Annotated in this window: 13 protein-coding genes; 10 read left to right on the forward strand and 3 right to left on the reverse strand. The window is 45.8% G+C overall.

Translation table 11 applies throughout. From position 1 onward, the window contains the following. Position 1: 1 nt before the first annotated feature. From yidD to rpmH, 3 genes are all read right to left on the reverse strand, one after another. A complete protein-coding gene (yidD, locus tag B5G27_RS08165; protein WP_206608987.1) occupies positions 2–214 on the reverse strand; it encodes a membrane protein insertion efficiency factor YidD in 213 nt (70 codons plus the stop codon). A 46-nt stretch (positions 215–260) separates the two neighbouring features. Continuing rightward, a complete protein-coding gene (rnpA, locus tag B5G27_RS08170; RefSeq protein ID WP_087178402.1) occupies positions 261–596 on the reverse strand; it encodes a ribonuclease P protein component in 336 nt (111 codons plus the stop codon). 68 nt (positions 597–664) lie between these two features. Next, the gene (rpmH, locus tag B5G27_RS08175) at positions 665–799 is read right to left on the reverse strand and encodes a 50S ribosomal protein L34 (RefSeq protein WP_004613283.1); all 135 of its coding nucleotides are present in this window, start codon (positions 797–799) and stop codon (positions 665–667) included. Between the two features lie 425 nt (positions 800–1224). On the opposite strand from rpmH, the gene dnaA reads away from it, so the two are divergent. From dnaA to B5G27_RS16895, 10 genes are all read left to right on the forward strand, one after another. Then, on the forward strand, positions 1225–2595 hold the full coding sequence (dnaA, locus tag B5G27_RS08180; protein WP_087178403.1) for a chromosomal replication initiator protein DnaA: 1371 nt from the start codon (positions 1225–1227) through the stop codon (positions 2593–2595). A gap of 340 nt (positions 2596–2935) precedes the next feature. Then, positions 2936–4045 carry a DNA polymerase III subunit beta gene (gene dnaN / locus B5G27_RS08185; protein WP_087178404.1) on the forward strand — a complete coding sequence of 370 codons (1110 nt, stop codon included), beginning with the start codon at positions 2936–2938 and terminating at the stop codon, positions 4043–4045. 26 nt (positions 4046–4071) lie between these two features. Then, positions 4072–4284: an RNA-binding S4 domain-containing protein gene (locus B5G27_RS08190; RefSeq protein ID WP_087178405.1), complete on the forward strand. Its 213-nt coding sequence runs from the start codon at positions 4072–4074 to the stop codon at positions 4282–4284. A gap of 51 nt (positions 4285–4335) precedes the next feature. Then, entirely contained in the window at positions 4336–5424 is a 1089-nt protein-coding gene (gene recF, locus B5G27_RS08195) for a DNA replication/repair protein RecF (protein ID WP_087178406.1), read from the forward strand. A gap of 11 nt (positions 5425–5435) precedes the next feature. Then, complete coding sequence (gene gyrB / locus B5G27_RS08200; RefSeq protein ID WP_087178407.1) at positions 5436–7370, forward strand: DNA topoisomerase (ATP-hydrolyzing) subunit B; 1935 nt, start codon at positions 5436–5438, stop codon at positions 7368–7370. Between the two features lie 228 nt (positions 7371–7598). Then, on the forward strand, positions 7599–10094 hold the full coding sequence (gyrA, locus tag B5G27_RS08205) for a DNA gyrase subunit A (protein WP_087178408.1): 2496 nt from the start codon (positions 7599–7601) through the stop codon (positions 10092–10094). Between the two features lie 239 nt (positions 10095–10333). Then, on the forward strand, positions 10334–10786 hold the full coding sequence (locus B5G27_RS08210; protein WP_087178409.1) for a DUF2975 domain-containing protein: 453 nt from the start codon (positions 10334–10336) through the stop codon (positions 10784–10786). 12 nt (positions 10787–10798) lie between these two features. Beyond that, complete coding sequence (locus B5G27_RS08215; RefSeq protein WP_087178410.1) at positions 10799–11017, forward strand: helix-turn-helix domain-containing protein; 219 nt, start codon at positions 10799–10801, stop codon at positions 11015–11017. Beyond that, on the forward strand, positions 11010–12524 hold the full coding sequence (locus B5G27_RS08220; RefSeq protein WP_087178411.1) for a DUF4153 domain-containing protein: 1515 nt from the start codon (positions 11010–11012) through the stop codon (positions 12522–12524). The genes B5G27_RS08215 and B5G27_RS08220 overlap by 8 nt, the downstream gene beginning before the upstream one ends. Positions 12525–12630: 106 nt before the next feature. Beyond that, positions 12631–12825 carry a pro-sigmaK processing inhibitor BofA family protein gene (locus B5G27_RS16895; protein ID WP_087178412.1) on the forward strand — a complete coding sequence of 65 codons (195 nt, stop codon included), beginning with the start codon at positions 12631–12633 and terminating at the stop codon, positions 12823–12825. Positions 12826–12850 lie beyond the last annotated feature (25 nt).

The following is a 12850-nucleotide window of genomic DNA, read 5'->3' on the forward strand; positions in this document are numbered from 1 at the left end:
CTTAAGGTACTGGATCATATCCTCCTTTTGAAAATGGATTGCAGCGCAGGATCCTCCATACGGCAAGGGCCCCGCCCTTGAAAGCGCCGTACTTTTCAATCGCTTCAAGCCCGTACTGTGAACAGGTCGGATAATACTTGCACGTACTGTAGCCTTTCAGACCGGATAAATATTTTCTGTAAAAACGGATCAGCCATAACAGGAACCGTTTCATCCGCGCCACTTCCTTTTTCAGGACTGCTTTTTTCTGCAGCCTTATTTTATTTATATATTTTATGAAGTTTCCCGAGGTGGATGAGCGCGCTCTCAATCTGATGGTATCCTTTTTCTTTCGCGCCTGCCCTTGCTATCACTATTATATCGATCCCACTTCGGAAATGCTCTTCGGACAGTCTGTAACTTTCTCGGATCAGCCGCGTTAAGCGGTGCCTTACAACACTGTTCCCGACTTTTTTGCTCACGGAGATCCCCAGTCTGTTCTTCTCCAGCCCGTTATCCATCACATACATGACAAGATAACTGTTGGCCAGAGATTTTCCTTTATTATAAACTGTCTGAAAATCTCTGTTTTTCTTTAAAGATTCGGAAAATCTCATTCTTTTCCTCTTTCTTTTTCTTCTTTTCAACTAATAATAAATAGAAGAAAAGGCCACATATATGCGGCCTAAGCTGATAACTGTTTTCTTCCTTTTGCTCTTCTGGCAGCTAATACTTTTCTTCCGCCTGCTGTGCTCATTCTTGCTCTGAAACCATGAACCTTGGATCTTGATCTCTTCTTCGGCTGAAATGTCATCTTCATCCCCATACACCTCCCTTTGACTGACATACTTTATAATTAAAGTATTCACAATGATTAACAAATTTTTCCGCATCTTTACCCAAAAAGACACTGCTCTTAATTATAGTGAAAAAAAGCGCATAAGTCAAGCAAAATCAAGGGGTTGGAACAAATATTTATCCACATTTTTATCAACTCTTATCCACACAATGGGGATAATTCTGAAAGATAATGTGGATAACTCGTGTATAAGTGTTGGATAACTGCAAAATAAAATGTAGATAAAAATTATTTTCTGATGCAACCTTTTATTTTCAGGGTGTTAAAACTGTTGATAAAGTTATACACATATTATTTTCGTTGATTCAGCCACCTTTTTGATGTAAAATGTAATAGAGAGATTTTGCCTTAATATCTCTCTATTCTATTGATTGGAGTTACTTTTGATGAACATTGTAGAACAAAACTGGGACCAGATATTAAATAAGATGAAGCTTGAATACTGCTCATCAAACATTTCTTATAATACGTGGATCGCTCCTCTTACGGTGTACGAAGTGACGGATGACACGGTTTACATCCTTGTGAAACTTCGCGCAAGCCTGGAGCATATAGAAGAGAAATATCTTCTCCCCTTCAAGGTCTGCATTGCAGAAGTAACGGGGATCGAGTATGAAGTTGCCTTTGTCACGGACAATCAGACTGTGATCCAGGAGAAAAAAGAGAACCTGATAAAGAAAAGCAGGGCGAACGCAGTCTTTGAAAGGGCAAACTTAAATCCAAAATATACATTTGACACCTTCGTCGTGGGAAGCAATAACAGCTTTGCACACGCTGCCTCCCTTGCTGTGGCAGAGTCGCCCGGAGAGGCGTATAACCCTCTTTTCATTTACGGAGGCGTCGGGCTTGGAAAGACGCATCTTATGCATTCCATCGCCCATTTTATCCTTGAGAACGACCCTTCAAAAAATGTCCTCTATGTTACAAGCGAGACATTTACGAATGAACTGATCGAGGCTCTTAAGTCAGGTAAGACCGGAAGCGAGCTGGCGATGACAAAATTCAGGGAAAAATACAGGAACAATGACGTGCTGCTCATCGATGACATCCAGTTTATCATCGGAAAAGAAAGTACGCAGGAAGAGTTTTTCCACACATTCAACCATCTGCATGTGTCAGGAAAGCAGATCATCATTTCGAGCGATAAGCCGCCAAAAGATATCGAAACACTGGAGGCCCGTCTCAGGACCAGGTTCGAGTGGGGCCTGATCGCAGACATCTCCTCTCCTGACTATGAGACCAGGATGGCTATATTAAGGAAAAAAGAAGAGCTCGACGGACTGGAACGCTATCATATCCCGGACGATGTCATGCAGTACATCGCGAATAATATCAAATCAAACATCCGTGAGCTGGAAGGTTCGCTGAACAAGCTGATCGCGCTCTCCAACCTTGAGAATAAGCCGATCGACATCCCTCTCGCGGCTGAAGCTCTGAAAGACATGATATCCCCGGACGACAACCGGGTCGTCACACCGGAGCTGATCCTTGATATCGTTTCAGAGCATTTCAATGTGCCTGTAGCTGACCTCAAAGGGAAGAAGAGGAACGCAGAGATCGTTCTTCCACGTCAGATCGTGATGTATCTCTGCCGTGTCATGACAGATACGTCCTTAAAAGCCATCGGGGCATTCCTCGGAGGTAAAGACCATGCGTCAGTCACACACGGGATCAAAAAGATCGAAGCAGAGATCAAGACAGATGAAGCTCTTAACAATACAGTGAATATTATTATGAAGAAGATAAATCCGCTTTAATTGTGGATAACTATGTGGAAGACCGGTGGGTTATGATGGAAACAGCGGAGGATAATCTTTTCGGGGCGTTATGGCCCAGGAAGATTTCCCCACACTGTCCTCACGCTCCCCAGTCGTTCCCAACAGAGTTATCCAAAGCGACAATCCCTTATTTTAACGGGCTTTGAAGCAGTTATCATCTTTTTCACAGCCCCTAATAAGACGGATGCGGAATTGATTTTATATCAAAATACATATAAGCGCCCCCGGAAGGATTTTCCACACACCGTGAAATCCCTTCTGACCGGGAGGACATTCTGCCGGCGCATACGCCACCGGCAAAGAAAGGAGTTACTATCACATGAAGATCATATGTACAAAATCAAACCTGGCAAAAGGCGTCAGCATTGTATCAAAAGCAGTCCCGTCAAAAACGACGATGCCCATACTGGAGTGCATCCTGATCGATGCTTCCATGGATATCATCAAACTGACTGCGAACGACATGGAGCTCGGGATCGAAACTTCCATTGACGGTGAGATCATAGAGAGGGGAATCATCGCCCTGAACGCGAGGATCTTTTCGGAAATCGTACGAAAGCTCCCGGACAGCGAGATCGTGATCGAGACCCAGGGTGAGAGCCAGGCTCTTATCACATGTGAAAAGGCGAAGTTCAATATCGCGGCCCAGCCTGGAGATGATTTCTCCTATCTTCCGGCCGTAGAGAAGGATGACTTTATCACGGTCTCCGAATTTACGCTGAAAGAAGTGATCCGCCAGACGATCTTCTCCATCGCGGACAGCGATACGAATAAAATGATGACAGGAGAGCTCTTTGAGATCGACGACAATATCCTGAAGGTCGTTTCCCTTGACGGGCACAGGATCTCGATCCGCAAGATCGAGCTGAAAGACTCCTACTCTCCGAAGAAAGTGATCGTGCCCGGCAAGACGCTCCAGGAGATCAGCAAGATCATCGGCGGAGAGGCGGAAGCGGACGTGGATATCTCCTTTACAAGGAACCATATTGTATTTGAATTTGACAGGACGGTCGTCGTATCCAGGCTGATCGAAGGAGAGTATTTCAGGATCGACCAGATGCTTTCCAGCGATTATGAGACAAAGGTACGGATCAATAAAAGGGAGCTCCTTGACTGTATCGACCGTGCGACCCTTCTCATCAAAGAAGGAGACAAGAAGCCGATCATCATTGATATCAGGGATGAGTCTATGGAATTTAAGATCAGATCACAGATCGGATCCATGGACGAAGAGATCATGTGCATGAAAGAAGGCAAGGACCTTTTGATCGGATTTAATCCGAAATTCCTGATCGACGCGCTGCGTGTGATCGATGATGAAGAAGTGGATCTTTATTTTATGAATGCAAAGGCACCGTGCTTCATCAAGGACGAGGAACAGAGCTATATTTACCTGATCCTCCCGGTGAATTTTAACGCAGCAGTATAGGCACAGAAGTGGTAAAGGAGAGAAAAATGGAACTGTTTCAGTTGAGAGCCGGAGAAGATTTCATCCGGCTCGGACAGGTTTTAAAAGCAGCCGGCATGGCAGAGACAGGAGCTGAGGCAAAGGAAGTCATCCAGGACGGTCTGGTCATGGTAAACGGCGAGACAGAGACCCGGAGAGGGAGAAAGCTGCACAGCGGCGATGTCGTCTTATATGACGGAAAAGAGCTCCGCATCGGATAATCGGTTGAAAAAATGCCGGAAAAAGTGTAAAATAGATTAGATGGGAAAGTTATGGTAATCAAATCTCTTAAGCTGAAAAACTACAGAAATTATGACCTTTTAGATTTGAAATTTGATCCGAACACGAACATCCTGTACGGGGACAATGCCCAGGGAAAGACAAATATCCTGGAAGCCCTTTATCTCTCCGGGACGACAAAGTCCCACCGTGGGACAAAGGACAGGGATATCATACAGTTCGGATATGATGAATCCCATATAGAGACAACGATCGAAAAGAGAGGGATAAATTTTCAGATCGATATGCATCTGAAAAAGAACAGCCCAAAAGGGATCGCAATCGATAAAGTCCCTATCAGGCGGGCAGGAGAGCTGTTTGGCATCGTCCATTTTGTCTTCTTTTCACCGGAGGATCTGAACATCATAAAGGAAGGACCGGCGGGGAGAAGAAGGTTTATTGACCTGGAATTGTCGCAGCTCGATAAGATTTATCTCAATAATCTTTCAAATTATAATCGCATCATCAATCAGAGAAATTCCCTGCTGAAAGATATATATGGACAGAAAAATCTCATGGAAACTCTGGATATATGGGATATGCAGCTTGTTTCCTACGGCACAAAAGTCCTGGAAAGAAGGAAAGAATTTATTTGCCAGGTAAACGAAATTATTTCTGATATGCATTATAAATTAACCGGTGGGAAAGAGCGTATCACTCTTTCGTATGAGTCCGGCACAGGTAATATGTCTCTTGAGGAAGCTCTTGCAAAGCACAGGGACAGGGATATCAGGATGAAGAGCACGACTGTGGGACCGCACAGGGATGACATCTGTTTTACGACCCAAAACGGAATCGATGTCAGGAGATTCGGTTCCCAGGGACAGCAGAGGACAGCAGCCCTGTCCCTGAAACTGTCAGAGATCGAACTGGTAAAAAGAGTGATCAATGATACGCCGGTCCTTTTGCTGGACGATGTATTGTCTGAACTGGACAAACACCGGCAAAACTATTTACTGGACAGTATTCATGATATACAGACGATAATCACATGTACCGGGCTGGATGAATTTGTAAACCACAGATTTTCGATCAACAAAATATTCCACATTAAAAACGGGCATGCAGTAAATGCAAATTAGGAGGTTATTACATGGGTGCATCAAGTACAGAATTTGACGCTGAATATGGGGCGGACCAGATCCAGATCCTGGAAGGCCTGGAAGCTGTAAGAAAGAGACCGGGTATGTATATCGGCAGCACTTCCACAAGAGGACTCCATCATCTTGTGTATGAGATCGTGGACAACTCTGTGGACGAGGCGCTTGCCGGTTACTGCGATGAGATCCAGGTCGATATCAACAAGGATAATTCTGTTACGGTCAGCGATAACGGACGCGGGATCCCGGTCGGGATCAACCACAAGGCAGGGCTTCCAGCAGTTGAGGTCGTGTTCACTGTGCTCCATGCCGGCGGAAAATTCGGCGGCGGGGGATACAAGGTGTCCGGAGGTCTGCACGGCGTGGGTGCATCTGTCGTAAATGCCCTCTCAGAGTGGCTGGAAGTCGAGATCTGCCATGAAGGTCATATCTATAAGCAGCGCTATGAGAGAGGAAAAGTGATCTATAAGCTGAAGATCGTCGGCGACTGCGAGCCGGACAGGACCGGGACAAAAGTAACGTTTTATCCGGATGCAGAGATCTTTGATGACACAATCTTCGACTATGACACTCTGAAACAGAGATTCCGTGAGATGGCATTCCTCACAAAGGGACTCAGGATCGTCCTGCGCGACTGGAGAGGAGAGGAACTCAGGGAACATGTCTTCCACTACGAAGGCGGGATCAAGGAGTTCGTCACATACTTAAACCGGAGCAAGACTCCTCTGTACGACCAGATCATCTACTGCGAGGGGATGAAAGACGGCGTGGCGGTAGAGATTGCCATGCAGCACAATGATTCTTACAGTGAAAATACGTATGGCTTTGTAAACAATATTACAACTCCTGAAGGAGGGACCCATGTAGAAGGGTTCAGGATTGCGTTAACAAAGACATTTAATGATTACGCAAAAAAGAATAAACTTATAAAAGAAAACGAAAAACTTGCGGGTGAGGATATCAGGGAAGGACTGACAGCGATCATCAGTGTAAAGATCGAGGATCCGCAGTTTGAGGGACAGACAAAGCAGAAACTTGGAAACAGCGAGGCAAGGGGAGCTGTGAGCAGTGTCCTGAGCACCCAGCTTGAGATATTCCTCGAGCAGAATCCGAATGTGGCAAAGATCACGGTTGAAAAATCTGTGATGGCGCAGAGAGCGAGAGAAGCGGCGAGGAAGGCAAGGGATCTGACGAGAAGAAAATCCGCTCTCGACGGCACATCCCTTCCGGGCAAGCTGGCGGACTGTTCGGACAAAGACCCGGCGAAATGCGAGATCTATATCGTAGAGGGAGATTCCGCCGGTGGTTCCGCAAAGACAGCGAGAGACCGTGCGACCCAGGCAATCCTGCCCCTGAGAGGAAAGATCCTCAATGTAGAAAAGGCAAGGCTGGATAAGATCTACGGAAACGCGGAGATCAAGGCAATGATCACAGCGTTCGGGACAGGGATCCATGAAGATTTCGATATCTCAAAACTGAGATATCATAAGATCATCATCATGACAGATGCCGATGTGGACGGCGCCCATATCAGTACATTATTATTAACCTTCCTCTATCGGTTTATGCCTGACCTGATCAAAGAAGGATATGTATATCTGGCACAGCCGCCGCTGTATAAGCTGGAGAAAAACAAAAAAGTATGGTACGCATACAGCGATGAGGAGTTGAACCAGATTCTCGTTGAAGTCGGAAGGGACAGCAATAATAAGATCCAGCGCTATAAAGGTCTGGGTGAGATGGATGCAGAGCAGCTCTGGGAGACAACCATGGATCCGGAGCACAGAGTCCTTCTCCGCGTGACCATGGACGAAGAGACATCCTCAGAACTGGACCTCACATTCACAACACTCATGGGCGACAAAGTCGAACCAAGAAGAGAATTTATCGAAGAAAACGCAAAATACGTCAAAAACCTGGATATCTAGCGATTTACCAGCGACGGGATCGCAGCCGGTGTGAGGAAGAAATCGAGCTCGCTCGGATTTCTTCTTCGCAGCGGATGTGAGGGTTGGCATTGGAAATGCCAACCCAGTGAAAAAACCGAAGGTTTTTGAACTGGATCCCGGAGCGGAAGCTTTCGGAGATCCCGAGCGGAAGCAGCCAGAGATCCCGGAGCCCAGCCGGATATTTATTTCATAAAAAGGAGATAAACAATGGAAGATAATATTTTTGATAAAGTCCATGAGGTCGACCTGAAGAAAACAATGGAGACTTCCTACATTGACTACGCGATGAGCGTTATCGCTTCCCGCGCCCTCCCGGATGTGCGGGACGGGTTAAAGCCTGTGCAGAGAAGGATCCTCTACTCTATGATCGAGCTGAACAACGGGCCGGACAAACCGCACCGTAAATGTGCGCGTATCGTCGGTGATACAATGGGTAAATACCATCCGCATGGCGACAGCTCTATCTACGGAGCCCTGGTCAATCTGGCCCAGGAGTGGTCCACCAGGTATCCGCTCGTAGACGGGCACGGAAACTTCGGGTCCGTAGACGGGGACGGGGCCGCGGCCATGCGTTACACCGAGGCGCGCCTGAGTAAGATCTCCATGGAAATGACAGCGGATATCAATAAAGATACCGTTGATTTCACGCCGAACTTTGATGAGACGGAGAAGGAACCGACCGTCCTTCCGTCCAGATTTCCGAATCTCCTTGTGAATGGTACATCCGGTATCGCTGTCGGTATGGCGACGAATATCCCGCCTCACAATCTGAGAGAAGTGATCAACGCGGTAGTAAAGATCATTGACGATCAGATTGATGAGAACGGGGAGACTACGATCGAAGATATCCTAAAGATCATCAAAGGACCGGATTTCCCGACAGGAGCTGAGATCCTCGGCACAAGAGGGATCGAGGAAGCTTACCGCACAGGGCGGGGCAAGATCAGAGTCCGTGCGGTCACTAACATCGAGCCGATGCAGAACGGCAAGAACAGGATCATCGTGACAGAGCTTCCGTTCATGGTAAATAAGGCAAGGCTGATCGAGAAGATCGCAGAGCTTGTGAAAGATAAAAAAGTAGACGGGATCACGGATCTGAGCGACCAGTCCAGCCGTGAGGGGATGCGGATCTGCATCGAGCTGCGCCGCGACGTCAATCCCAATGTGATCCTCAACCAGCTCTATAAGCATACCCAGCTCCAGGATACATTCGGAGTGATCATGCTGGCGCTTGTGAATAATGAGCCAAAGGTCATGAATATCCTGGATATGCTGAAATATTATCTGAAGCACCAGGAAGAGGTAGTCACAAGAAGGACAAAGTATGACCTGAACAAGGCGGAAGAGCGCGCCCATATCTTAAAAGGCCTGCTCATCGCCCTGGACAATATAGACGAAGTGATCCGGATCATCCGCGGATCAAAGACCGTCCAGATCGCGAAAGCGGAGTTGATGGAGCGCTTCGAACTTTCCGACGCGCAGTCACAGGCGATCGTTGACATGCGTCTGAGAGCTCTGACAGGTCTGGAAAGAGAAAAGCTGGAAGCAGAGTACGCAGAGCTTATGAAGAAAATCGAGGAGTATAAAGCAATCCTCGCGGACAAGAAACTTCTCCTGGGAGTGATCCGCAAAGAAATCCTTGTTATCTCTGAAAAATACGGGGATGAGAGAAGGACACACATCGGGTATGATGAGTTCGATATCTCGATGGAGGACCTGATCCCGAGAGAAAATGTGGTCATTACCATGACAAACCTGGGATACATCAAGAGGATGAGCATGGATACCTTCAGCAGCCAGAAACGAGGAGGCAAAGGCATCAAGGGCATGCAGACTCTGGAAGATGATTATATCCGTGAATTGTTTGTGACAACAACGCATCACTATATCATGTTCTTTACGAATACAGGAAGAGTATACCGCCTGAAAGGATATGAGATCCCTGAGGCGGGAAGGACAGCGAGGGGAACAGCGATCATAAACCTGCTCCAGCTCATGCCGGAGGAGAAGATTACGGCAATGATCCCAATCTATGAATATGAAGAAGGAAAATACCTCTTCATGGCAACGGAAAAGGGACTTGTGAAGAAAACTCCGATCCAGGAATATGCAAATGTGAGAAAAACAGGGCTGGCTGCGATCGTCCTCAGAGAGGATGACAGACTGATCGAAGTGAAGGTAACGGATGATCAGCAGGATATCCTGCTCGTGACAAAATACGGACAGTGCATCCGGTTCCATGAGACAGACGTGCGATCTACCGGAAGGGTATCCATGGGAGTGCGCGGCATGAACCTGGGAGACAATGATGTCGTGATCGGTATGCAGATGAGCAGCCAGGGAAAAGATATGCTCATTGTCTCTGAAAAGGGAATGGGCAAGCGCACAGGCATGGATGAGTTTACCACCCAGAACCGCGGCGGAAAAGGCGTCAAGTGCTATAAGATCACTGAGAAGACCGGAAATGTAGTGGGAATGAAAGCTGTGGATGAAGACAGCGAGATCATGATCATTAACACAGAAGGAATCGTGATCCGCATGAAGTGCTCTGATATTTCTCAGTACGGAAGGATAACTTCTGGTGTGAAACTGATTAATTTACCTGACTATGAAAAAGTGGCAAGTGTGGCAAAGGTTCGAAAAGCTTCTGCTGAAATTGACGGAGAAAATATAGAAATTTCAGAAGAAATAGAAGAAAAGTAAAATAAATAATAAAAATATAAAAGAAATTATTTTATTTCAAAAGTATAGAAAATCAATATTGATATAAGAAACAAAAAAACATCTGTACCGATTTTAGGTATAGGTGTTTTTTTGTTGTTGAATTATTGAATAACATATTATATTTATTGAAAAACAATAAAAATATATTGACATATAATATATGAGCGCTTTATAATACGGTCAGATCAAAGCATGAAAATAATAAAGGAGATGTTATTATGAAGGGAAATGGAATTATTTTATTTACAAAATATCTTTTGAATTTTATGTTCTGTACAGGTATCCTGGTGGCAGCTTCGCTGCCGTTTACACTGAAAGTGGCCGGGGAGTATTATTCAGAAGAATTGGAGGCGCACTATATTTCCATGCTGTTCATATTCCTGATGTCCGCCATTTGTGGTCTTGTGATCGTTTATCAGCTCAGAAAAATGATCGGCACTGTTATAGGAAGAAACTGCTTTTCAGATGTAAATACAAAAAGCCTGAGGATCATGGAGGCAGCGGCATTTCTGATCACAGTCCTGTTTTTTATAAAACTGTTCCTGCTTCCCACACCGGCAACTTTTATCATTGTGCTTACTTTCTTTATTGCAGGCCTGTTCAGCCATGTGCTGAGCCTGGTCTTCTCAGAAGCGATAAAGTATAAAGAAGAAAATGATCTGACAATATAAGGGGGACATGAGATGGCGATCGTTGTGAACTTGGATGTTATGATGGCAAAACGCAAGATCAGTGTTACGGAACTTGCAAACAAAGTGGATATTACAATGGCGAATCTTTCTATATTAAAGAATAACAAGGCAAAAGCTGTGAGATTTACTACCCTGGATGCGATATGCAGGGCTCTGGACTGCCAGCCCGGAGACATTTTAGAATATGTGAAGGAGGAAGAGGATGGATAATATTTTTATTCAGCGGATGAGAGAAGAGCGCAGATGGTTTCTTATGATGAGCCTGATCTATGCAGCTGTATTTACTTTCTGCCTGTACAAAAATATGTCCGGGATCACATTTCCAGTGATCGCGGCAGTTTCTCTCGGGTTTTCCGTTATGTTCCTTCAGAAGGCAGGGATCCGGTTTCAGAAAGGGACAATAAGGTATTTTGCAGGGATCCTTCTTTTGGGGACAGCCACAGTCCTGACAGACAGTATATTTTTTCATTTCTTTAACTGTGTGGGGATCCTGCTCCTTTACATGATGTCCATGGCGCATCAGATCTATAAAGATCAGGAATGGGGATTTGCAGAATATGTAAAGAACTTTTTTGTAATGGCAGGCACATGGATACTGTCGGTCGGGGAGATTTTCCACAGAAGCGGGGAAAAGAGGAAAAAAGATGAGGATAATCCCGAAAATAAGTCCGCGGTCATGTGGATAAAAAGAAAAGAGATCAGATCTGTATTGTTCGGGATACTGGCAGCGGTCCTCGTGCTGGCAGTTGTACTTCCGCTTTTAATGGCGTCGGACCAGATCTTTTCACACATTTTCAACAGGTTTTTTGATATTTTAAATCCTTTCATCCTGCTGGAGAAAATAGATGTGTGGAATATCCTGGGGATCGTGTTTACATTTCTCTTTGGACTTGTATTTATCTATGCGTTTTTTGCAGGGCTTTTCCGCATGAATCTTGGCGGAAAGGGGGAAAAGAAGCAGGGAAAGACAGACCCCGTGGCGGGGATCACATTTGCAGGCATCATGGCTGCAGTGTATGTGGTTTATTCAGGGATCCAGATCCTGTTCCTTTTTCTGAGACTGGATTCAGGACTTCCGGAAGGGGTGACTTATTCACAATATGCGCATCAGGGATTCTGGCAGCTTCTTGCCGTGAGCCTGATCAATTTTGCGGCGGTCCTGATCTGCCAGATGATATTTGATGAAAACAGGATCCTGAAAGGAATCCTTACCGTGGTATCCGCGTGTACATGTATCATGATCGTATCCGCGGCGTATCGGATGATCCTGTATGTGTCTGAATATTACCTTACTTTTCTGCGCGTGCTTGTGCTCTGGTTCCTGGCAGTGCTCATGATCATCTTTTTTGGAGTGATATACAGCATTTACAGAAGAGATTTCGGGCTGTTCAGGTATATCACGGCAGTGGTATCTGTATGCTATATCCTGTTTTCTTTCAGCAGGCCGGACACGTTTATCGCAGAGTATAATATCAGCTGCGCGCGGGAAGGTTCGGAAACAGATGTGTATTATCTCATGAACTTGTCAATGGATACGGCGCCCGTTCTTGCGGAACTGGAGAAAGATGAGATCAGTGACACAGAAGTCAGGGGAAGCCTGGACGCTTATTTCAGGTACATTCTGGATCAGCAGGGGGAGCCGTCCTTAAGGGAATGGAATTACTCCCGGGCAGAAGCAGGAAAAGCAGCGGAGAAATGGCTCGGCCTGGAAGAATAAAAATCCCGGGGCGGGAATAGACTGTATCAGAAGAAATGTACTGTATCATTGCTGGTGCAGCCTGCATATCCCGTGAAAGGAATGGTAGGATTTGGGAAAGAAGTTTATGACGGCAGTTGTCAATTTTTTTATACGTGCAGCCATCGGTATGGCGCTGATCTTCTTTATCAACCAGTACGTGATCCCACCTGATTCTTCAATTAATGTAGGCATGAACGCGGTATCCTTTTTGACATCCGGAACCCTTGGGATTCCTGGGGTCGGGCTCCTTTACGGGATTATGTGCTATCAGATTTTGTGAGCTTTTTACAAAAATCGGCGGATCT

Source organism: Lachnoclostridium sp. An76 (assembly GCF_002161355.1).
Classification (GTDB): Bacteria; Bacillota; Clostridia; order Lachnospirales; family Lachnospiraceae; genus Mediterraneibacter; species Mediterraneibacter caccavium.